At 69.2% G+C, this 22,903-nt stretch carries 12 protein-coding genes and 1 pseudogene; 9 read left to right on the forward strand and 4 right to left on the reverse strand.

Annotated elements, in window-relative coordinates; genetic code table 11:
* Positions 1-247: 247 nt before the first annotated feature.
* The 4 genes from RT054_RS09825 to RT054_RS09840 all read right to left on the reverse strand — a co-directional run bounded on the left by RT054_RS09825 (position 248) and on the right by RT054_RS09840 (position 7,804).
* Complete coding sequence (locus RT054_RS09825; RefSeq protein ID WP_313023338.1) at positions 248-2,239, reverse strand: CoA-transferase; 1,992 nt, start codon at positions 2,237-2,239, stop codon at positions 248-250.
* A gap of 149 nt (positions 2,240-2,388) precedes the next feature.
* Positions 2,389-4,482 carry a choline BCCT transporter BetT gene (gene betT, locus RT054_RS09830; protein WP_313023340.1) on the reverse strand — a complete coding sequence of 698 codons (2,094 nt, stop codon included), beginning with the start codon at positions 4,480-4,482 and terminating at the stop codon, positions 2,389-2,391.
* Positions 4,479-6,260, reverse strand: coding sequence for a choline dehydrogenase (gene betA, locus RT054_RS09835; protein ID WP_313023342.1), 1,782 nt, complete (start codon positions 6,258-6,260; stop codon positions 4,479-4,481). The genes betT and betA overlap by 4 nt, the downstream gene beginning before the upstream one ends.
* A gap of 29 nt (positions 6,261-6,289) precedes the next feature.
* Positions 6,290-7,804 carry an aldehyde dehydrogenase family protein gene (locus RT054_RS09840; RefSeq protein WP_313023344.1) on the reverse strand — a complete coding sequence of 505 codons (1,515 nt, stop codon included), beginning with the start codon at positions 7,802-7,804 and terminating at the stop codon, positions 6,290-6,292.
* Between the two features lie 240 nt (positions 7,805-8,044).
* On the opposite strand from RT054_RS09840, the gene RT054_RS09845 reads away from it, so the two are divergent.
* From RT054_RS09845 to RT054_RS09885, 9 genes and pseudogenes are all read left to right on the forward strand, one after another.
* A complete protein-coding gene (locus tag RT054_RS09845) occupies positions 8,045-8,305 on the forward strand; it encodes a DUF6489 family protein (RefSeq protein WP_313023345.1) in 261 nt (86 codons plus the stop codon).
* Positions 8,306-8,729: 424 nt separating this feature from the next.
* Positions 8,730-12,215, forward strand: a complete 3,486-nt coding sequence (gene rpoB / locus RT054_RS09850) for a DNA-directed RNA polymerase subunit beta (RefSeq protein WP_313023346.1) — start codon at positions 8,730-8,732, stop codon at positions 12,213-12,215.
* A 105-nt stretch (positions 12,216-12,320) separates the two neighbouring features.
* Positions 12,321-16,214, forward strand: a complete 3,894-nt coding sequence (locus tag RT054_RS09855; RefSeq protein WP_312721759.1) for a DNA-directed RNA polymerase subunit beta' — start codon at positions 12,321-12,323, stop codon at positions 16,212-16,214.
* Positions 16,215-16,766: 552 nt separating this feature from the next.
* Positions 16,767-17,141 carry a 30S ribosomal protein S12 gene (gene rpsL / locus RT054_RS09860; protein WP_312721762.1) on the forward strand — a complete coding sequence of 125 codons (375 nt, stop codon included), beginning with the start codon at positions 16,767-16,769 and terminating at the stop codon, positions 17,139-17,141.
* Complete coding sequence (gene rpsG / locus RT054_RS09865) at positions 17,141-17,611, forward strand: 30S ribosomal protein S7 (protein WP_284304243.1); 471 nt, start codon at positions 17,141-17,143, stop codon at positions 17,609-17,611. The genes rpsL and rpsG overlap by 1 nt, the downstream gene beginning before the upstream one ends.
* A gap of 118 nt (positions 17,612-17,729) precedes the next feature.
* Entirely contained in the window at positions 17,730-19,832 is a 2,103-nt protein-coding gene (gene fusA, locus RT054_RS09870) for an elongation factor G (RefSeq protein ID WP_313023347.1), read from the forward strand.
* A gap of 115 nt (positions 19,833-19,947) precedes the next feature.
* Positions 19,948-21,141, forward strand: coding sequence for an elongation factor Tu (gene tuf / locus RT054_RS09875; RefSeq protein WP_313023348.1), 1,194 nt, complete (start codon positions 19,948-19,950; stop codon positions 21,139-21,141).
* Between the two features lie 244 nt (positions 21,142-21,385).
* The gene (locus RT054_RS09880; protein ID WP_313023349.1) at positions 21,386-22,201 is read left to right on the forward strand and encodes a HAMP domain-containing protein; all 816 of its coding nucleotides are present in this window, start codon (positions 21,386-21,388) and stop codon (positions 22,199-22,201) included.
* A 185-nt stretch (positions 22,202-22,386) separates the two neighbouring features.
* Positions 22,387-22,728, forward strand: a pseudogene (locus tag RT054_RS09885) (methyl-accepting chemotaxis protein); the annotation flags it as partial.
* Positions 22,729-22,903: the final 175 nt, after the last annotated feature.

Genomic DNA, 22,903 nt, shown 5'->3' on the forward strand with positions numbered 1-22,903 from the left:
TCGGCAGACGCAAGGGGCGGGACGGACATCATGTCCGTCCCGCCCCTTCGTCGTTCCCGCCCCGCCGACACGGACAGGGGTCACTCCACCGGCGGCGCGCGGGCAACTCACCTCAAACCGGAGGCGAGCGCTCACACCGCTGAACATGTGCGCCGGTCTGACCACCAGCTTCCGGTGTGAGATGTGCGGTGAGGTGGGCGCGGAGCCCACGACCCGGGGGGTCTGCGACGACGTCGTCGGGTCGGTGTCACCCGGGGGCGCGTTCGGGGCGGGACGGCGCGGAGGGGGTCGTCATCGCCGCGCCGAGCCTGGCGAGCAGGAACGCGTTCGAGGTGTAGCGCGACACGGAGCTGTAGAGGCGGGCGGTGATCTCTTCGACCATCTGCGCGTAGGGCTCGACGAGTTCGGGCGTGATCGAGAATCGGTCGTAGTTGACGACGGCCGAGACGCGTCGGCCGAGCGGTGAGACGGCGGCCTCGATCGCCTCGCGGACGCGCTCGACGTCGGCGGGGGTGCGCACCGTGAGGCCCTCGAAATCGACGAAGAACCGGTCGCGCTCGGGGTCGTAGGTGAACCGGGAGCTCAGCGGCACCTCGAGGAGTTGGGCGCGTAGTCCCATCGCGTCGGGGAGGAAGAGGCGCGGGTCCATGAGGACGGGGTCTCGAGGCATCGAGGCGGGGCGCTCCATGAGGGCGAGGACGTCGCGCTCGACGTCGACGCCGGGGGCGACCTCCTGGAGTTCCAGCCCGTCCGGCGTGAGTCCGAAGACGCACCGCTCGGTGACGTAGAGGATGTCCCGGCCCAGGGCGGCAGCCCGTGCCCCGCTGAACGTGCGGTGCTCGACCTCGGTGAGGAACTTGACGCCCCGGCCCTCCCGCACGATCCGTAGTTCGCCGTCCTCGATCCGGGTCTCGAGTCCACCCGAGGTGAACGTGCCCACGAACACGACGGCGCCGGCGTTCTGCGAGATGTTGACGAACCCGCCTGCGCCCGCCAGGCGTTCACCGAAGCGGGACACGTTGACGTTGCCGGCCGCATCGGCCTGAGCGAGGCCGAGGACCGCGATGTCGAGCCCACCGCCGTCGTAGAAGTCGAACTGGGAGGGCTGGTCGACCACGGCCGAGGCGTTGACGGCGGCGCCGAAGTTGAGGCCCCCGGCCGGGATCCCCCCGACGACGCCGGGTTCGGCCGTGAGGGTGAGAAGGTCGAAGATCCGTTCCTCGGCGGCGACGGAGGCGACGCCCTCGGGCATGCCGATGCCGAGATTGACGACGTCGTTCGGCCGCAACTGCAACGCCGCGCGACGCGCGATGACCTTGCGGTGGTCCAGCGGCATCGGGGGCAGGGCCGTGAGCGGGGCCCGCAGCTCCCCCGCGAAGAACGGGCTGTACGGCTCGGCGAAGGTCTGGTGGTGGTATTCGGGGCTCTCCGCGACGACGACGCAGTCGACGAGGATCCCGGGGACGACCACCTGGCGGCTGGGCAGGGTGTCGCGCTCGGCGAGCCGCTCGACCTGCGCGATGACGACGCCGCCGCTGTTGCGCGCGGCCGTCGCGATCGCGCGGGCCTCGAGCAGCAACGCCTCGCGTTCCATCGTGAGGTTGCCCTCCGGATCGGCCGTCGTCGCCCGGATGATGCCGACGTCGATGCCGAACGCCCGGTAGAACAGGTACTCCTCGCCGTCGATCTCGAGGACGCGGACGAGGTCCTCGGTGGTCCGGTCGTTGAGACGGCCGCCGTCGCGACGCGGGTCGACGAAGGTGTCGAGGCCCACGCGGGTGAGGGTCCCGGGTTTGCCGGCGGCGATGTCGCGGAACAGGTGGCTGATGACGCCCTGCGGCAGGTTGTAGGCCTCGATCTCACCGGCGACGGCCATGGCCCCGAGTTTCGGGGCAAGCCCCCAGTGACCGCCGATGACCCGCCCCACCATGCCGGGGTGGGCGAAGTGGTTGAGTCCGCGATCACCGCCGTCGCCCTGGCCTGCGGCATAGACGAGGGTGAGGTCACGGGGGTGGCCGGCCCCGGCGTCGCCACCGCCATCCGCGCCGTGCCCGCCGAGGAACCGGCGCTCCAGGGCGACCGCGATGTTCTCGGCGAACCCGATGCCGACGAACCCGCCGGTCGCGATGGTGTCCCCGTCGCTGACGAGGGCGACGGCCTCCTCCGCGCTGACGACCTTGCCCGCCCCGTGAGGCCGACGGCCATGAGCAGGGGAGGGAGGATGCGGGGAGCGTGTCATGGCCGGACCACCTCGCCTCGGGTGCACGGGTGCTCGCAGTGTATCCAGGCCTCGGGGCGCGGGGTGATCGCGACGGACCACGGGCCACACGGAGGTTGGGGGTGGAGCCGCCCGGCTCCACCCCCAACCTCCGTGCCCTCGAGCGGTCCTCAGGCCGACGGGGACGTGGCGCTCGGGTGGGCGGCGGCCTCCTCGAGCCGGAGGAACTCGAGGTGGTCCTCGTACTGGTCGAGGACGTCGTGGATGAGCTGTCCACGGCTGTACCCCATGACGTCGTACCCCTGCCCCCCGGCGGCGACGTGGACGTGGAGGATGCCGGTGAGGGCGTCGGCACGCCTCATCCGGGCGCCGTACGTCGGTGCGGGCACGCATTCGACATGGATGCCGTAGACGAAGGGGTGGGGCGTGGTGTCGGTGCACAGCTCCACGACGTCCGGACGGTCGGGGTCGCCGACCGAGGTCGTCGTCGCCGCGACCCCGCGCTCCGCGAGTTCGGTGGCGACGGCTTCGAGGGCGGGGCGCCCGACGTGGGCGAGGTAGCGGCGCACCGAGTCGGGGTCGCTCGATTCCAGCAGCCTGTTGACCCGCGCCTTCCATTCCTCGGCGCCCGCGTCGTCGGAGCCGACGAGCGGCGGGAGCGTCGGGCGTCGCCGCCCGTCGGCGATGTGGGCCTCGACGCGCAGCGCCCGCCACAGACTCACCATGACGAGGGCCATGACGATGGCGAACGGCACGCCCATGATGACGGTGGCGTACTGCAGGGTGACGATCCCGCCGACCATGAGCATCGCGATCGTCAGCAGGCCGGTCGCGGCCGCCCAGACGGTCCGCAGCCAGGGCCGGGCGTCCTCCTCGGGGGAGGAGATGTGGGAGCTGAGGTTCGCCATGACGAGCGCCCCGGAGTCGGCCGAGGTGACGTAGAACAGCAACCCGACGAAGGTGGAGACGCCGATGAGGACCCCGGCACCCGGGTACTGCTGGAGCAGGGTGTAGAAGCCCCTTTCGGGGACGGCCATCGCGAGTTCCCCGAACGCGGTGTCGCCGCTGCGGATGCGGTCGATGGCGGAGTTCCCGAAGATCGACACCCACATGACGATGTAGCTGAACGGCAGCAGCAGGGTGCCGGTGACGAACTGGCGGATCGTGCGTCCCTTGCTGATGCGGGCGAGGAACATCCCGACGAAGCTCGCCCAGGCGATCCACCAGGCCCAGAAGAACAGGGTCCACAGCGACATCCACTCGGTCGGCTGGTCGTAGGCGAACGTCGTGCCGGTGAGGGAGGGGAAGGACGCGACGAACCCGCCGATGTTCTCCACCAGCCCGTTGAGCAGGTACGTCGTCTTGCCGGTGACGAGCACCCAGCCGGCGACGCCGATCGCGAGCAGGACGTTGAGCTGGCTGAGGATCCGGATGCCCTTCGCCACGCCGGTCGTCGCCGACACGGCCGCCATCACGACGGCGACGACGACGAGCGCGATCTGGACGCCGAGACCGGTGCCCGTGCCGAAGAGCATGTCGAGGCCGACCGACAGCGACACGACGCCGATGCCGAGGGAGGTGGCGACGCCGAAGATCGTGCCGAGCATCGCCGCGATGTCGACGACGTGGCCGATCGGTCCCTGCAGGTGCCGTCCGAGCAGGGGCGTGAGGGCCGACCTCACGGCGAGCGGCTCGTGGCGTCGGTAGGCGAAGTACGCGAGGGCCATGCCCATGAGGGAGTACATGGCCCACCCGTTGATGCCGTAGTGGAACAGCGTCCACTCGATCGCGTTCCCCGCGGCCTCGACGGTCTCGCCCTGCCCGGTGGGTGGCGCGAGGTACTGCGACACGGGTTCGGCGACGGAGAAGAACATGAGGTCGGTGCCGATGCCTGCGGCGAAGAGCATCGCGGCCCACGAGGAGGTCGAGAACTCCGGGGTCGCGTGGTCGGGGCCGAGGCGGACGGTGCCGTAGCGCGAGCAGGCGAGGACGATGACGAAGACGACGCAGGCCGTGGCGAGGGCGATGTAGAACCACCCGAAGCCGGCGGAGACCGCCGCGACGGCGGCGCCGATCGTCGATTCGGCCTGCTCGCGGGCGAAGATCGCCCAGGAGGCGACCGCGAGGACGCCGACGAGCGACCCGCCGAAGACGACGGGGTTGACGCGGTTGATCGTGGGACCGTCGGCCGCCCTGACCTCGCTGTGGGCGTGGACCGCGGGACCGCCGGGGCCGGGCCTGTCTCCGTCCTTCGTGGCGCTCATGCCTCACCCCCCGGCGGGGTCGAGGTCCTCCCGGCGTCCGCGGCCCTGGCGGCCCCGGCGGCCGAGGGCGGCGCCGTCACGGCGTCCCACGCGGAGTTGCGCGGGTCGCCCTCGGGGTAGAGCGGCATCCCGGCGCCGTGCCGGTAGTACGGCGCGGGGGAGGGCGGAAGCGGCGTGTTGCCGGCGATGAGATCGGCCGCCTTCTCGGCGACCATCATCACCGGCGCGTAGGTGTTCCCGTTGGGCACGTAGGGGAACACCGAGGCGTCGACGACCCGGAGCCCGTCGACCCCGTGGACGCGCATCGTCAGGGGGTCGACGACGCTGCCGTCGTCGGTACCCATGCGCGCGGTACACGAGGGGTGGAGCGCGGTCTCGGCGTCGCGGGCGACCCAGTCGAGGATCTCCTCATCGGTCTCCACGCTCGGGCCGGGGGAGATCTCCCCGGCGTCGAACGCGGCGAACGCGGGCTGGGCGAAGATCGTGCGCGCGGCACGCACCATCTCGACCCATTCGCGCCGGTCGTCCTGCGTCGAGAGGTAGTTGAACCGGATCGCGGGGTGCTCGCGGGGGTCGGTGCTCTTGATCTTCACCGTGCCCCGGACGTCGGAGTACATCGGGCCGATGTGCACCTGGTAGCCGTGCGGGGCGGCGACGGCGCTGCCGTCGTAGCGCACCGCGATCGGCAGGAAGTGGAACATGAGGTTGGGGTAGTCGACATCGTCGTTGCTGCGGATGAACCCGCCCGCCTCGAAGTGGTTGCTCGTGCCGATGCCCTTGCCGAGCAGCCACTGGGCACCGATCTGCGGGGCGCGCCATTTGGCGAACCACGGCCCGAGGGAGACGGGCTGGCTGCTCGCGTGCTGGACGTACACCTCGAGGTGGTCCTGGAGGTTGGCGCCGACGCCGGGGAGGTCCGCGATCGGCGTGATGCCGAGGGCCGAGAGGTCGTCGGCGGCGCCGATGCCGGCGAGCTGGAGGAGCTGGACCGAGTTGAACGTGCCGCCGCACAGGATCACCTCACGGGCGGCGACGCTGCGGTGGGAGCGCCCCGCGCGCAGGTAGTCGACGCCGACGACGCGGGCGCCCTGCGTCTTCAGCCCGGTGACGTGGGCGAGGGTCTCGATCGTGAGGTTGGGCCGCTTGCGCACGGGGTGCAGGTAGGCGCGGGAGGCCGACAGGCGGTGGCCCTGGTGGACGTTGCGGTCGAAGCGCCCGAAGCCCTCCTGCCGGTAGCCGTTGACGTCGTCGGTGAGGGGGAACCCGGCCTGCTGCACGGCCTCGAAGAACGCGCCGAACAGGGGGGTGTCGGCCGGGCCGCGTTCGAGGACGAGCGGGCCGGAGCCGCCGCGCCACGCGTCCGCGCCCGCGCCCGCGAGGCAGGTCTCCATCCGCTTGAAGTAAGGGAGGCAGTGGGCGTAGTCCCACGTCTCCATGCCGGGGTCGGCGGCCCAACGCTCGTAGTCGAGCGGGTTTCCGCGCTGGAAGATCATCCCGTTGATGCTGGAGGAGCCGCCGAGGACCTTGCCGCGGGCGTGCGCGAGCCGTCGGCCCTTCATGTACGGCTCGGGCTCGCTCTCGTAGCGCCAGTCGTACAGCGGGTTGCCCATCGGGAAGGGCAGCGCGGCGGGCATGTGGATGAGGGGGTCGAACCGGAAGTCGGGTCGCCCCGCCTCCAGGACGAGCACCGTGGTGCCGGGGTCGGTGGACAACCGGTTGGCCAGCGCCGATCCGGCAGACCCACCTCCGACGATGATGTAGTCGTAGCTCTCGGGCATCGCGTGCCTTCTTCGTGAGTCGGTGGACCTCAGACGCCGGCGTCGGCGGGCCCGTGGGCGAACCACCCGGCGGGGGCGGGGCGGGTGTTGTGCCAGATGTGCTTGGTCTCGCGGTACTCCTCGAGACCGGCGAGGCCGAGTTCGCGGCCGATGCCGGAGCGCTTCATGCCGCCCCACTCCGCCTGCGGCACGTAGGGGTGGTAGTCGTTGATCCAGATCGTGCCGTGGCGCAGGCGCCGGGCGACGCGCTCGGCGCGACCGGCGTTCTCGGTCCACACGGCCCCGGCGAGTCCGTAGTGCGTGTCGTTGGCGATCGCGACGGCGGCGTCCTCGGCCTCCTCGCGCGTCGCGCCGGAGAACGTCTCGACCGTGAGAACCGGACCGAACGACTCGTCGTGCACGCACGCCATGTCCCGGGTGCATCCGTCGAGGACGGTGGGCGGGTAGTAGGAGCCCGCCGCCAGCGGCCCCTCGGTGGGGATCTCCCCGCCGCAGCGCAGGGTCGCTCCCTCGGCCACGGCCTGACGCACGTAGTCGTGGACCTTGTCGCGGTGGGCCTCGTGGATGAGGGGACCGCTCTCGGCGTCGTCGTCGAAGGGGCCGCCGAGGCGGATGAGGCCGGCGCGGCGCACGATCTCGTCGACGACCTCGTCGTGCACGGACTCCTCGACGACCAGGCGCGCACCGGCGGAGCACACCTGACCGGAATCGAGGAAGATCGCCGTCACCGCGTTGTCGATCGCGGCGGGGAGATCGGCGTCGGCGAAGACGACGTTGGGGTTCTTGCCGCCCAGTTCGAGGGCGACGCGCTTGACGGTCTTCGCGGCGGCCTCGGCGATCGCCGTACCGGTGACGAGGCCACCGGTGAACGACACGAGGTCGACGTCCTCCGACGTCGTGAGCGGCGGACCGACGGCCGCCCCGGCCCCGAGGACGAGGTTCGCGACGCCCTCGGGAAGGCCGACGCGGGCGAGCGCGTCGACGAGCCACAGGGCGGTGTGGGGGGTCCACTCGCTCGGCTTGAGCACGAAGGTGTTGCCCGCCGCGAGGGCCGGCGCGACCTTCCACGCCGTCTGGAGCAGCGGGTAGTTCCACGGCGTGATGAGCACGCAGACCCCGACGGGCTCGTGCACGACGCGGCTGCTCACGTCGGGCATGCCGGTGTCGATGACACGGCCCGCGTCGGCCTGGGCGAGGGAGGCGAAGTGGCGGAACACCGAGACGATGTCGTCGACGTCGATGCGGCACTCGACGAGGCGCTTGCCGGTGTCCTTGGCCTCGAGCGTCGCCACCGTCTCCTTCTCCTCCTCGAGCAGGTCGGCGAGCCGGTGCAGCAAGGCCGCGCGCTCGGGGGAGGGGGTGCTCGGCCACGGGCCGTCGTCGAAGGCGCGGCGGGCGCTCGCGACCGCGCGTGTGGCGTCGTCGGCGTCACCCTCGGGGACGGTGCCGACGGCCGATCCGTCGGCGGGGCAGACGATGTGGCGCACGGCGTCGTGGTCCCTGCTACCGCGGTCGCTGCTCCCGCGCTCGTCGATTTCGGGCATGACGGGCCTCCGGTGGATCGATGGGGGGTGGTCGTCTCGAACCTAACGCAGCCCCTGCGCGGTGGGCCTCACCAGTCGCGACCTCGGACCGGAGCGTGGTGGTGAGACCGGAGCCCGTCGCCTCCGGTGTCACCACCAGCCTCCGGTGTGAGGTGGGTCGTGGCGTGCTCCCCGGCCGCGGGGGGTCGAGCACGTAGCGTGAGTCCCAGGCCCACCCGGGGTCGAGGGGAGGCATGGATCATGAAGATCACCGTGGAGGTCGACTGCACGCCGAAGGAGATGCGGGCGTTCTTCGGCCTGCCCGACGTCGAGCCGATGCAACAGGCCGTGATGGCGACGATGGAGGCCCAGATGATCGAGGCCATGGACCAGTTCTCCCCGACCTCGCTCATGCGGGACTGGTTCGCGCCGATGACGGCGACCCAGAAGGCCTTCGTCAACGCCTTCACGCGCGTTCACACGCCTGAGGGTTCGACCGGCTCGCCGGGCTCGACGGGCTGAGCCGGCTCCTCGACGTCCACCCGGCGACGGTTGCCACTCTCAGCATCCTTGACCCCGGGGGTGCGACCGGTCATGCTTGCGGTGACACGTCGGCTCGACGCCAGGTGAGGCGCGATGCCAGGTGAGGAACGTGAGCCTCGGGTCGACGGGTCGCCGATGAGATCCCGCTCCACCGCTCAGACCGGTGGAGGTCCGGCGATCTGTTCGGGGAGTGGCGCGCGCCCGGCTGGACAAGCCTTGAGGCGGCAGGTAGGCTATGCCCTTGCGCTGCCTATGTTCTTCACCCGACCGCTGCATCCCCGAGAGATGCCGTTCCACGTGCCGCTGAATATCGCTCCTCACCTGGGGAGATCCATGTTCGGTCGGTGCCGGGTCGAGCAGGCAGTGACGACTTGCCGCTCACCAGGCTTAGGAAGGACCATCCTTGGCTGCCTCGCGTACCGCGACCCAGAAGATGTCCAGCGCACTGACGGCCTCAGGCCGTGTCTCCTTCGCGAAGATTCGCGAACCCCTCGAAGTACCTGACCTCCTCGCCCTCCAGACCGAGAGCTTCGACTGGCTGCTCGGCAACGAGCGGTGGCAGGACCGCGTCGCCGAGGCCCTCGAGGCCGGCCGCAACGACGTTCCCACCCGATCCGGGCTCGAGGAGATCTTCGAGGAGATCTCCCCGATCGAGGACTTCTCCGGATCGATGTCGCTGAGCTTCCGCGACCACCGCTTCGAGGAGCAGAAGTACTCCATCGAGGAGTGCAAGGAACGCGACATGACCTACAGCGCACCGCTGTTCGTCACCGCCGAGTTCATGAACAACAACACCGGCGAGATCAAGAGCCAGACGGTCTTCATGGGCGACTTCCCGCTCATGACCAGCCGGGGCACGTTCATCATCAACGGCACCGAGCGTGTCGTCGTCTCCCAGCTCGTCCGCAGCCCGGGGGTGTACTTCGAGCGCACTCCCGACAAGACGAGCGACAAGGACATCTACTCCGCCAAGGTCATCCCCAGCCGGGGCGCCTGGCTCGAGTTCGAGGTCGACAAGCGCGACATGGTCGGCGTCCGCGTCGACCGCAAGCGCAAGCAGTCCGTCACGGTGCTCCTCAAGGCGCTCGGCTGGACCGACGCGCAGATCCTCGAGGAGTTCGGCGAGTACGAGTCGATGCGCGCCACCCTGGAGAAGGACAGCACCACCGGCCAGGACGACGCGCTGCTCGACATCTACCGCAAGCTGCGCCCGGGTGAGCCGCCGACGAAGGAGGCCGCGCAGGCCCTCCTCGACAACCTGTACTTCAACCCCAAGCGCTACGACCTCGCCAAGGTCGGCCGGTACAAGATCGACAAGAAGCTCGGTCTCGACACCGAGCTCGACGCCTCGACGCTCACCGTCGAGGACATCGTCGCGACGATCAAGTACATCGTGGCCCTCCACGCGGGGGAGCCGACGATGGCCGGCACCCGTGGCGGCGAGTCCGTCGACGTGCGCGTCGAGACCGACGACATCGACCACTTCGGCAACCGTCGTCTCCGCAACGTCGGCGAGCTCATCCAGAACCAGGTCCGCACGGGTCTGTCGCGCATGGAGCGCGTCGTGCGCGAGCGCATGACGACCCAGGACGTCGAGGCCATCACGCCGCAGACGCTCATCAACATCCGGCCGGTCGTCGCCTCCATCAAGGAGTTCTTCGGCACCAGCCAGCTGAGCCAGTTCATGGACCAGAACAACCCCCTCGCGGGTCTGACGCACAAGCGTCGTCTCTCCGCGCTGGGCCCGGGTGGTCTCTCGCGTGACCGCGCCGGCATGGAGGTCCGTGACGTCCACCCGAGCCACTACGGCCGCATGTGCCCGATCGAGACGCCTGAAGGCCCGAACATCGGCCTCATCGGTTCGCTCGCGAGCTTCGGTCGCATCAACCCGTTCGGGTTCGTCGAGACGCCCTACCGCAAGGTGGAGTTCGGCCGCGTCACCGACGAGGTGCACTACCTCTCGGCGGATGAGGAGGACGACTTCGTCATCGCGCAGGCGAACGCGCCCATCGGTGAGGACGGGCGGTTCGTCGAGGAGCGCGTGCTCGTGCGTTCCAAGGGCGGAGAGGTCGAGTTCATCCCCGGCGTCGACGTCGACTACATGGACGTCTCTGCCCGCCAGATGGTCTCGGCGGCCACCGCGCTCATCCCGTTCCTCGAGCACGACGACGCCAACCGTGCGCTCATGGGCGCCAACATGCAGCGTCAGGCCGTGCCGCTCGTGCGCAGCGAGGCCCCGTTCGTCGGCACCGGCATGGAGTACCGTGCCGCGCTCGACTCCGGTGACGTCGTGCGCGCGACGAAGGCCGGCGTGGTCGAGGACGTCTCGGCCGACGTCGTCACCGTCGCCAACGACGACGGCACACGCAGCAGCTACCGCATCGCCAAGTTCCAGCGCTCCAACCAGGGCACCTGCTACAACCAGCGGGTCCTCGTGGGTGAGGGCGACCGTCTCGAGGCCGGTGGCGTCATCGCCGACGGCCCGGCGACGGACGAGGGCGAGATGAGCCTCGGTCGTAACCTCCTCGTGGCGTTCATGCCGTGGGAGGGCTACAACTACGAGGACGCGATCATCCTCTCCCAGCGCATCGTGCAGGACGACGTCCTCTCCTCGATCCACATCGAGGAGCACGAGGTCGACGCCCGCGACACCAAGCTGGGCCCCGAGGAGATCACCCGGGACATCCCCAACGTCTCCGAGGAGGTCCTCGCCGACCTCGACGAGCGCGGCATCATCCGCATCGGCGCCGAGGTCCGCGACGGCGACCTGCTCGTCGGCAAGGTCACGCCCAAGGGCGAGACCGAGCTGACCCCCGAGGAGCGGCTGCTCCGCGCGATCTTCGGCGAGAAGGCCCGCGAGGTCCGCGACACCTCCCTCAAGGTGCCCCACGGCGAGACCGGCACGGTCATCGGCGTCAAGGTGTTCGACCGCGAGGAGGGCGACGAGCTGCCCCCGGGCGTCAACCAGCTGGTCCGCGTCTACGTCGCCAACCGCCGCAAGATCACCGACGGTGACAAGCTCGCCGGTCGTCACGGCAACAAGGGCGTCATCTCCAAGATCCTGCCGATCGAGGACATGCCCTTCCTCGAGGACGGCACCCCCGTCGACATCGTGCTCAACCCGCTCGGCGTCCCCGGCCGCATGAACATCGGTCAGGTGCTCGAACTCCACCTCGGGTGGGTCGCGAGCCGTGGTTGGGAGATCGAGGGCGACCCCGAGTGGGCGCAGATGATCCCCGACGACGCCCGCAGCGCCCCCGCGGGCACCCGCGTCGCCTCGCCGGTCTTCGACGGCGCCGAGGAGCAGGAGATCACCGGCCTGCTCGACTCGACGACGAAGACGCGCGACGGCCAGCGCCTCATCGGCAGCTCCGGCAAGGCCCGTCTCTTCGACGGCCGCTCGGGCGAGCCGTACCCGGAGCCGGTCTCCGTCGGCTACATGTACATGCTCAAGCTGCACCACCTCGTCGACGACAAGATCCACGCGCGTAGCACCGGCCCGTACTCGATGATCACCCAGCAGCCGCTCGGTGGTAAGGCGCAGTTCGGTGGCCAGCGCTTCGGCGAGATGGAGGTCTGGGCACTCGAGGCGTACGGCGCGGCCTACGCCCTCCAGGAGCTGCTCACCATCAAGTCCGACGACGTCACCGGTCGCGTCAAGGTGTACGAGGCGATCGTCAAGGGCGAGAACATCCCCGAGCCCGGCATCCCAGAGTCCTTCAAGGTCCTCATCAAGGAGATGCAGAGCCTGTGCCTGAACGTCGAGGTCCTCTCGACCGACGGCGGGGCGATCGACCTGCGCGAGCCCGATCAGGAGGTCTTCCGCGCCGCGGAGGAACTCGGCATCGACCTCTCCCGTCGCGAGCCCAGCAGCGTCGAGGAAGTCTGACGCACCTCGCCGGTGGGTCGGCGCCGGGGATCTCCCCACCGCGCCGGCCCACCCGGCCACACCCACGTCTTGACCTGAGTTTTGTAGAGCGAGAGAGAGACACACGTGCTCGACGTCAATTTCTTTGACGAGTTGCGCATCGGCCTGGCCACCGCGGACGACATCCGCGCGTGGAGCCACGGCGAGGTGAAGAAGCCCGAGACGATCAACTACCGCACGCTCAAGCCCGAGAAGGACGGCCTCTTCTGCGAGAAGATCTTCGGCCCCACCCGGGACTGGGAGTGCTACTGCGGCAAGTACAAGCGCGTCCGCTTCAAGGGCATCATCTGTGAGCGGTGTGGCGTCGAGGTCACGCGGTCCGGCGTCCGCCGTGAGCGGATGGGCCACATCGAGCTCGCCGCGCCGGTCACCCACATCTGGTACTTCAAGGGTGTCCCGAGCCGGCTCGGCTACCTGCTCGACCTGGCCCCCAAGGACCTCGAGAAGGTCATCTACTTCGCGGCCTACATGATCACCTCCGTCGACGAGGAGGCCCGTCACCGCGACATGCCCTCCCTCGAGGCGCAGATCGAGGTCGAGAAGAAGACCATCGAGAACGACCGCGACGCGGCCGTCGACGCCCGCGCCAAGAAGCTCGAGACCGACCTGGCCGAACTCGAGGCCGAGGGCGCCAAGGGCGACGTGCGCCGCAAGGTGCGCGAGGGCGCGGAGCGCGAGATGAACGCGATCCGCCGCAAGGCCGACCAGCAGGCCGAGCGCATCCAGCAGGTCTGGGACCGGTTCAAGAACCTCAAGGTCCAGGACCTCGAGGGCGACGAACTGCTCTACCGCGAGATGCGTGACCGCTTCGGCATGTACTTCGAGGGCGGCATGGGCGCGGCGGCGCTCCAGAAGCGCCTCGAGGACTTCGACCTCGACGCCGAGGCCGAGCTGCTCCGCGAGATCATCGCGACGGGCAAGGGCCAGAAGAAGACCCGTGCGCTCAAGCGCCTGCGCGTCGTCACGGCGTTCCAGACCACGAGCAACAGCCCCAACGGCATGGTGCTCGACTGCGTCCCGGTCATCCCGCCGGACCTGCGCCCCATGGTCCAGCTCGACGGTGGCCGCTTCGCGACCTCCGACCTCAACGACCTGTACCGCCGCGTGATCAACCGCAACAACCGCCTCAAGCGGCTCCTCGACCTCGGCGCGCCCGAGATCATCGTCAACAACGAGAAGCGGATGCTTCAGGAGGCCGTCGACGCGCTGTTCGACAACGGTCGTCGTGGTCGCCCCGTCACCGGCCCGGGCAACCGCCCGCTCAAGTCGATCTCCGACATGCTCAAGGGCAAGCAGGGTCGTTTCCGTCAGAACCTGCTCGGTAAGCGCGTCGACTACTCCGGCCGAAGCGTCATCGTCGTCGGCCCGACGCTCAAGCTGCACCAGTGCGGTCTGCCCAAGCAGATGGCCCTCGAGCTGTTCAAGCCGTTCGTGATGAAGCGCCTCGTCGACCTCGACCACGCGCAGAACATCAAGTCGGCCAAGCGCATGGTCGAGCGGGCCCGCCCCGCGGTGTGGGACGTCCTCGAAGAGGTCATCACCGAGCACCCGGTCCTGCTCAACCGCGCGCCCACGCTGCACCGTCTCGGCATCCAGGCGTTCGAGCCGCAGCTCGTCGAGGGCAAGGCCATCCAGCTCCACCCGCTCGTCTGCGGCGCGTTCAACGCCGACTTCGACGGCGACCAGATGGCCGTGCACGTGCCGCTGTCGGCGGAGGCGCAGGCCGAGGCCCGCATCCTCATGCTGTCGAGCCACAACATCCTCAAGCCGGCCGACGGACGCCCGGTCACCATGCCCTCCCAGGACATGATCATCGGTCTGTTCCACCTCACCTCCGCCCTGGAGGACGGCCCCGGCGCCGGCCGTGCGTTCCGTACGGTCGCCGAGGCCCGCATGGCCTTCGACACCGGCGAGATCGGCCTGGGCTCGATGGTCAAGATCCGCCTCACGGACTACGTCCCGCCGGTGGGCGCCGAGGTGCCCGAGGGTGCCGAGGTGCGCGAGGACGGCTCGATCGCCGAGACCCTCGTCGAGACGACGCTGGGGCGCGCCATCTTCAACACGACGCTGCCGGCGGACTACCCGTTCGTCGACGCGCCCGTCGACAAGAAGCGCCTCTCGACGATCGTCAACGACCTCGCCGAGCGCTACAGCAAGGTGCAGGTCGCGACGAGCCTCGACGCGCTCAAGGAGACCGGCTACTACTGGGCGTCCCGCTCGGGGACGACCGTGTCGATCTCCGATGTCGTCACGCCTCCGCGCAAGCAGGAGATCCTCGAGAACTACGAGGCCAAGGCCGAGAAGGTCCAGGTCCAGTACGAGCGGGGTCTCATCACCGACGACGAGCGCCGTCAGGAGCTCATCGAGATCTGGACCCAGGGCTCCAACGAGGTCGCCAAGGAGATGGAGGCCAACTTCCCGCGCCTCAACCCCATCTACCGCATGGTGTCCTCCGGTGCCCGTGGTAACTGGTTCCAGCTGCGTCAGATCGCCGGGATGCGTGGCCTCATGGCCAACCCGCGCGGCGAGATCATCCCGCGACCGATCAAGTCGAACTTCCGCGAGGGCCTCTCGGTGCTCGAGTTCTTCATCTCGACCCACGGCGCCCGTAAGGGTCTCGCCGACACGGCGCTGCGGACCGCCGACTCGGGCTACCTCACCCGTCGTCTCGTCGACGTCTCCCAGGACGTCATCATCCGCGAGTACGACTGCGGGACCGAGCGTGGCCTCGTCCTTCCGATCGCGACGCGTCGGAGCGACGGCACGCTCGTCGCCCACGAGGACGTCGAGTCGACCGTGTACGCCCGCACCCTCGCCGAGGACATCCGTGGCGCGGACGGCGAGGTCATCGTCGAGGCCGGTGTCGACCTCGGTGACGTCGTCATCGACACGCTCGTCGCCGCCGGTATCGAGGAGGTGCGGATCCGTTCGGTCCTCACCTGCGACAGCCACGTCGGGACGTGCGCCAAGTGCTACGGCCGCAGCCTCGCGACCGGCAAGCTCGTCGACATCGGCGAGGCCGTCGGCATCATCGCGGCCCAGTCGATCGGTGAGCCCGGCACGCAGCTGACGATGCGGACCTTCCACACCGGTGGTGCGGCCTCGGCCGACGACATCACCCAGGGTCTGCCCCGTATCGTCGAGCTCTTCGAGGCCCGGACGCCCAAGGGTGTCGCCCCGATCGCCGAGGCCACCGGCCGCGTGCAGATCGAGGAGACCGACAAGGCGCGTCGCGTCCTGCTCACGCCGGACGACGGCAGCGAGGAGCACGCCTACCCGGTGAGCAAGCGTGCGCGCCTGCTCGTCGAGGACGGGCAGCACATCGACGTCGGCACCAAGCTCGTGCAGGGTGCGATCGACCCCAAGCAGGTGCTGCGCATCCTCGGCCCGCGTGCGGTCCAGATGCACCTCGTCGACGAGGTGCAGAACGTCTACCGCCAGCAGGGTGTGTCGATCCACGACAAGCACATCGAGGTCATCGTGCGGCAGATGCTGCGTCGCGTGACGATCATCGAGGCCGGCGACGCCGACCTGCTGCCGGGGTCGATGGCCGAGCGTGGCGTGTTCGAGACGGAGAACCGTCGCGTCGTCTCCGAGGGCGGCCGTCCCGCCTCGGGTCGTCCCGAACTCATGGGCATCACGAAGGCCTCGCTCGCGACCGACTCGTGGTTGTCCGCGGCCTCGTTCCAGGAGACGACCCGTGTCCTCACCGACGCGGCGATCCACGCCAAGAGCGACCCGCTGCTCGGCCTCAAGGAGAACGTCATCCTCGGAAAGCTCATCCCCGCCGGTACCGGGCTGCCCCGCTACCGCAACGTGCGGGTCGAGCCCACCGAGGAGGCCAAGGCCGCGATGTACTCGATGCCCGACTACCAGCAGTTCGACTACCCGACCTTCGGTCCGGGTTCGGGTGCGGCGGTCCGGCTCGACGACGTCAGCCTCGGGTTGGACGGCGACTGATCCGCAGGCCCACCCGGGCGGTGGGCCACGGGGAACACGGCGGAGGCCGGTCACGCAGCACGCGTGACCGGCCTCCGCCGTGTGACGTCCGGGGGTCGAGGTGGGGGAGTCCGGTGCCCGGCGCCCGGTTCCCGTGACATCCGGCACGCCTGTGGTCCGCCGCGGCCGGGAGCCGCTAGCCTGACCGCGTCGGGGAACCCACGCTCCCGCCCGTCGATTCCTCCGGGGGAGCGGACCCGATTTGGCCGCATGTCAACTGGGCGGGTACTCTGGTCTGGCATGTCCTGGGACAGTCGTGCCCAGTCCCGCCGAGCACGGTCGATCCTCATATCGGCCGCGGAGTGGATTTCGTGAGCAGCGCTGCGGCGCCGCCCATGAGGATCGTTCCTCGTTCGGCAGGCGCGGCCAGGAGATGTCCTCTCGCCGGGCAGTCCGGCATCGCGCGCCGCAAGGCCGGGAAGTGCAGGGGAGAGCACCGTGGGTTTCCCACGGCAGTCCAAGGAGGCCCCCTTACCACCAGGGCCGATCACATCGACGACGTACGGAGAATACGTGCCTACGATCAACCAGCTCGTCCGCAAAGGACGCAGCGACAAGGCCGCCAAGGCCAAGACGCCGGCGCTGAAGGGTAGCCCTCAGCGCCGTGGCGTGTGCACGCGTGTGTACACCACCACCCCGAAGAAGCCGAACTCCGCGCTGCGCAAGGTCGCGCGCGTCAAGCTGACCAGCCAGGTCGAGGTCACCGCCTACATCCCCGGTGTGGGGCACAACCTGCAGGAGCACTCGATCGTGCTCGTGCGTGGCGGTCGTGTGAAGGACCTCCCCGGTGTCCGCTACAAGATCATTCGCGGCTCCCTCGACACCCAGGGCGTCAAGGGTCGTCAGCAGGCCCGTTCCCGCTACGGCGCGAAGAAGGAGAAGAAGTAATGCCTCGTAAGGGCCCCGCTCCCAAGCGCCCGCTCGTCGTCGACCCCGTCTACGGGTCGCCGCTCGTCACGCAGCTGGTCAATAAGATCCTCCTCGACGGCAAGAAGACCACCGCCGAGCGCATCGTCTACGGCGCCCTCGAGGGCTGCCGCGCCAAGACGGGCACCGACCCCGTCGTCACCCTCAAGCGCGCGCTCGACAACGTCAAGCCCGCCCTCGAGGTCCGCAGCCGCCGTGTCGGTGGCGCCACCTATCAGGTGCCGGTCGAGGTCCGCGCGGGCCGCTCGACCACCCTGGCTCTCCGCTGGCTCGTCGGGTACTCCCGTCAGCGTCGTGAGAAGACGATGACCGAGCGCCTCATGAACGAGATCCTCGACGCGAGCAACGGCCTCGGCGCCGCGGTCAAGCGTCGCGAGGACACGCACAAGATGGCCGAGTCCAACCGCGCCTTCGCGCACTACCGCTGGTAATCAGTTCATCCCTCCGTCCCGGCCGTCACGACTCGGCCGGGGCGGTGGATGCGGCCGGCGAGGGCGAGACCCGCGCTTCCGTTCCGACAATCCCCACGACAAGAGAGCTGAGTAGCCAGTGGCACAGGATGTCCTGACCGACCTGCGCAAGGTCCGCAACATCGGCATCATGGCGCACATCGACGCCGGCAAGACCACCACGACCGAGCGCATCCTGTTTTACACGGGTGTCAACTACAAGATGGGCGAGACGCACGACGGCGCCTCGACCACCGACTGGATGGAGCAGGAGAAGGAGCGGGGGATCACCATCACCTCCGCCGCCGTCACCTCCTTCTGGAAGGGCGTCCAGATCAACCTGATCGACACCCCCGGACACGTGGACTTCACGGTCGAGGTCGAGCGCAACCTGCGCGTCCTCGACGGTGCCGTCGCCGTGTTCGACGCCAAGGAGGGCGTCGAGCCGCAGTCCGAGACTGTGTGGCGTCAGGCCGACCACTACGGCGTCCCGCGCATGTGCTTCATCAACAAGATGGACAAGATGGGCGCGGACTTCTACTTCTCCGTGCAGACGATGATCGACCGTCTCGCCGCCAAGCCGCTGGTCATGCAGCTGCCGATCGGCGCCGAGTCCGACTTCATCGGTGTCGTCGACCTCGTGCGCATGAAGGCGCTCGTGTGGCGCGGCGAGACCAAGCTCGGTGAGGACTACGCCATCGAGGAGATCCCGGCCGACCTGCAGGACAAGGCCGAGGAGTACCGCACGCAGCTCGTCGAGGCCGTCGCCGAGTCCGACGAGGCCCTCATGGAGAAGTACCTCGAGGGCGAGGAGCTCACCGAGGACGAGATCAAGGCGGGCGTCCGCGCGCTCACCCTCGCCGGCGAGTTCAACCCCGTCTTCTGCGGCACGGCCTTCAAGAACAAGGGCGTCCAGCCCCTGCTCGACGGCGTCATCGACTTCCTCCCCAGCCCGCTGGACCTTCCCCCCACGGAGGGTCACAAGCCGGGCGACGAGGAGACGATCCTCCACCGCAAGGCCGACTCCACCGAGCCCTTCGCGGCGCTCGCGTTCAAGATCGCGGCGCACCCCTTCTTCGGCACGCTGACCTACATCCGCGTGTACTCCGGTGAAATCACGGCCGGCCAGCCGGTCATGAACGCCACCAAGGGCAAGAAGGAGCGTCTGGGCAAGCTGTTCCAGATGCACGCCAACAAGGAGAACCCGGTCGAGAAGGCCTCCGCGGGTCACATCTACGCGGTCATCGGCCTCAAGGACACGACCACCGGTGACACGCTCTCGGACATGAACCAGCAGATCGTGCTGGAGTCCATGACCTTCCCCGAGCCCGTCATCCACGTGGCGATCGAGCCCAAGACCAAGGGTGACCAGGAGAAGCTCGGCACCGCCATCCAGCGCCTCGCGCAGGAGGACCCGACCTTCACCGTGCGTCTCGACGAGGAGACCGGCCAGACCGTCATCGGCGGCATGGGCGAGCTCCACCTCGACATCCTCGTGGACCGCATGCGTCGCGAGTTCAAGGTCGAGGCCAACGTCGGCAAGCCGCAGGTCGCCTACCGCGAGACCATCCGCCGCAAGGTGGAGAAGTACGACTACACCCACAAGAAGCAGACGGGTGGTTCGGGTCAGTACGGCAAGGTGCAGATCACGTACGAACCCCTCGACACCTCCGAGGGCGAGCTCTACGAGTTCAGCAACGCCGTCACCGGTGGCCGCATCCCGCGCGAGTACATCCCGAGCGTGGACGCGGGTATCCAGGACGCCCTCAACGTGGGTATCCTCGCCGGTTACCCCATGGTCGGCATCAAGGCGACCCTCATCGACGGTGCCTACCACGACGTCGACTCCTCGGAGATGGCGTTCAAGATCGCCGGCTCGATGGCCACCAAGGAGGCTCTCCGCAAGGCCGACCCGGTCCTGCTCGAGCCCATGATGGCGGTCGAGGTCCGTACTCCGGAGGAGTACATGGGCGACGTCATCGGCGACATCAACTCCCGTCGTGGGCACATGCAGTCCATGGACGACGTCAGTGGCGCGAAGGTCATCCGGGCCCTCGTCCCGCTCTCGGAGATGTTCGGGTACGTTGGCGACCTGCGGTCCAAGACCCAGGGACGTGCCAACTACACGATGCAGTTCGACTCGTACGCGGAGGTCCCCCGGGCCGTCGCGGACGAGATCGTCAAGAAGATGCGAGGCGAGTGAGGCGGGTACTCTCACCCCCTCCTCTTCGTGATCACAACGCAGTAACCCACCACAGACGCCACACCTGGCTCCCGGCCGGTGGCGTATCAACACCAAGTCCACCAGGAGGACAACAGTGGCGAAGGCGAAGTTCGAGCGGACCAAGCCGCACGTCAACATCGGCACCATCGGTCACATCGACCACGGCAAGACGACGCTGACGGCTGCGATCTCCAAGGTTCTGCACGACAAGTACCCGGACCTGAACGAGGCATCGCCGTTCGACTCGATCGACAAGGCTCCGGAAGAGAAGCAGCGCGGCATCACGATCTCGATCGCTCACATCGAGTACCAGACCGAAGATCGTCACTACGCGCACGTCGACTGCCCCGGCCACGCCGACTACGTGAAGAACATGATCACGGGTGCGGCGCAGATGGACGGCGCCATCCTCGTAGTCGCGGCGACCGACGGCCCGATGCCGCAGACGAAGGAGCACGTCCTCCTGGCCCGCCAGGTCGGCGTCCCCTACATCGTCGTGGCCCTCAACAAGGCCGACATGGTCGACGACGAGGAGATCATGGAGCTCGTCGAGATGGAGGTCCGCGAACTGCTGTCCTCCTACGAGTTCCCCGGCGACGACGTCCCGGTGGTCAAGGTCTCCGCGCTCAAGGCGCTCGAGGGCGACGAGAAGTGGGCCGAGTCCGTTCTCGAGCTCATGAACGCCGTCGACGAGGCCATTCCGCAGCCCGAGCGTGACGTCGACAAGCCGTTCCTCATGCCCGTCGAGGACGTCTTCACGATCACCGGTCGTGGCACGGTCGTCACCGGCCGTATCGAGCGCGGCATCCTCAAGGTCAACGAGGAGGTCGAGATCGTCGGCATCCGCGAGGGTTCCACGAAGACGACCGTCACCGGCATCGAGATGTTCCGCAAGCTCCTCGACGAGGGTCGTGCGGGCGAGAACGTCGGTCTGCTCCTCCGCGGCACCAAGCGCGAGGACGTCGAGCGCGGCCAGGTCATCTGCAAGCCGGGTTCGATCACCCCGCACACCGAGTTCGACGCGCAGGTCTACATCCTGTCCAAGGACGAGGGTGGCCGTCACACGCCGTTCTACGACAACTACCGTCCGCAGTTCTACTTCCGGACGACGGACGTCACCGGCGTCGTGCACCTCCCCGAGGGCACCGAGATGGTCATGCCGGGCGACAACACCGACATGAAGGTCGACCTCATCCAGCCCATCGCGATGGAAGAGGGCCTCAAGTTCGCCATCCGTGAGGGTGGTCGTACTGTCGGCGCCGGCCGCGTCACGAACATCATCAAGTGAGCTGACGCACCAGCACGCCTCAGGGCGGGCATCCCGGGTTCCCCGGGGTGCCCGCCCTGCGTCGTGTCGGGGCGGCAGGTGGTGGCAGTGCCGACGGCCCGGGCCCCGGCGGCGGATGGAGACGGCGGCACGGCCAGGCGCGAATCGGCCGTGACGCGTGAGGGTCTCGTGACCGTCTCGCCGGTCAGGTCGGGGGAGCAGAGGCCGACAAGAAGGGGATCCGTCCACGTCGAGAGGAACCCCCATGCCGACATCGCGCCGCGTCGGGCGAGCGAGCATCCGTCTCCAGGTGTTGTCCGTCGGGGCGGTGGGTCTCCTCGGGGCGATGCTGGGCGGGGGCGCGGCGTGGGTCGGCCTGACTCAGGCGGCGGACGCGGCGCGTCAGGTCAGCGTGGCGCTGACGACGGAGGGGCAGCTCATGGCGCTGAGCGAGGTCGGCGGCTCGGTGATCGCCGGTGTGACGGCGGTGCAACGAGACACGCTCGCCGAGGGGGGCGCCCGGGCGGCGGCGCCCGGCTCCGCGGGGGTGACCCAGTACACGGCCGGCTTGCAACGAGCCCGCGAACTCGCCTCACGGGTCGACGCGTCCGCGTTGCCGCCGGAGTCGCAGCAGAGACTCGCCTCGGCGACGACGGCCGTGCAGGAGGCCGACGCCGACGCCCGGCGGGCGTTCGAGATGGTGGCGCGGGGAGACGCCACGTCGGTGCGGCAGGGGAGCGCGATCCTCGCGCGTGAGGTGACTCCACGGCTCGAGGTGTTCCGCAGCGAGGGCGCGCAGTTGACCTCGGCCGCCGCGGCGACGGCGGCCCAGGCCGTCGCGGACGAACGCGCCGCCCAGATGCGAGCCCTGTCGGTGATGCTCGGGGCGGTCGCCGTCGTCGGCGGGCTGTTCGTCGGTATGGCGTGGTGGGTCTCGGGCCGGATCAGCCGGAGTCTGGGGGAGGTGCGGACCTCGGTGCGGGCGCTGGCCCGTGGCGACCTGCGCGTCGAATGCGTGCCGCGGACGAAGGACGAGGTCGGTGACATCGCAGCGGCGGTCGAGCAGGCCGTGTGTGGTTGAGCACGATCGTCGCGTCGGTGACGGCCACGTCGGCGCAGGTCACGCAGCGCAGCGGCTCGCTGCGCGACATGGTGGCGGCGATGCGCGCCGAGGCCACGGAGGGAACGACACGGGCCGGGCGGATGGGCGACGCCGCCGGGGACGTCTCCCAGCACGTGCAGACGGTGGCGACCGGCACCGAGCAGATGACCGCCTCGATCCGGGAGATCGCCACGAGCGCCACCGACGCGGCGGACGTCGCGGCGGGTGCCGTGGCCGTCGCGGACCAGACGAACCTCACCGTCGCGAGTCTCGGGCGCTCGAGCGCCGAGATCGGCGAAGTCGTCAAGACGATCACGCAGATCGCCGAGCAGACGAACCTCCTGGCGTTGAACGCGACCATCGAGGCGGCGCGCGCCGGTGAGGCCGGGAAGGGGTTCGCGGTCGTCGCGGGCGAGGTCAAGGAGTTGGCGCACGAGACGGGCCGGGCGACCGAGGACATCTCACGCCGCGTCGAGCAGATCCAGGTCGACACCGAGGCCGCAGTCGCGGCGATCGAGCAGATCAGCGGGATCATCGGCCGGATCAACGACACCCAGTCGGCCATCGCCTCCGCCGTCGATGAGTGGGCCGCCCCCTTCATTCGGTCCGGTCGCTCTGTGAGTCGTCGGTTTCGATTTGATGGGTGCACTGCCGAGCGTACTCGGCCGGGGGTAGGTAGCC

This window comes from Mobilicoccus sp. (assembly GCF_032060985.1).
In the GTDB taxonomy this organism is placed as follows: domain Bacteria; phylum Actinomycetota; class Actinomycetes; order Actinomycetales; family Dermatophilaceae; genus Mobilicoccus.

Excerpts from the sequence above, each read along its gene's own strand:
- rpsG (WP_284304243.1), top strand. The coding sequence starts at position 17,141 with ATGCCTCGTAAGGGCCCCGCTCCCAAGCGCCCGCTCGTCGTCGACCCC.
- betA (WP_313023342.1), bottom strand. The coding sequence starts at position 6,260 with ATGCCCGAGAGCTACGACTACATCATCGTCGGAGGTGGGTCTGCCGGA.
- RT054_RS09880 (WP_313023349.1), top strand. The coding sequence starts at position 21,386 with ATGCCGACATCGCGCCGCGTCGGGCGAGCGAGCATCCGTCTCCAGGTG.
- RT054_RS09845 (WP_313023345.1), top strand. The coding sequence starts at position 8,045 with ATGAAGATCACCGTGGAGGTCGACTGCACGCCGAAGGAGATGCGGGCG.
- betT (WP_313023340.1), bottom strand. The coding sequence starts at position 4,482 with ATGAGCGCCACGAAGGACGGAGACAGGCCCGGCCCCGGCGGTCCCGCG.
- RT054_RS09840 (WP_313023344.1), bottom strand. The coding sequence starts at position 7,804 with ATGCCCGAAATCGACGAGCGCGGGAGCAGCGACCGCGGTAGCAGGGAC.
- RT054_RS09825 (WP_313023338.1), bottom strand. The coding sequence starts at position 2,239 with ATGACACGCTCCCCGCATCCTCCCTCCCCTGCTCATGGCCGTCGGCCT.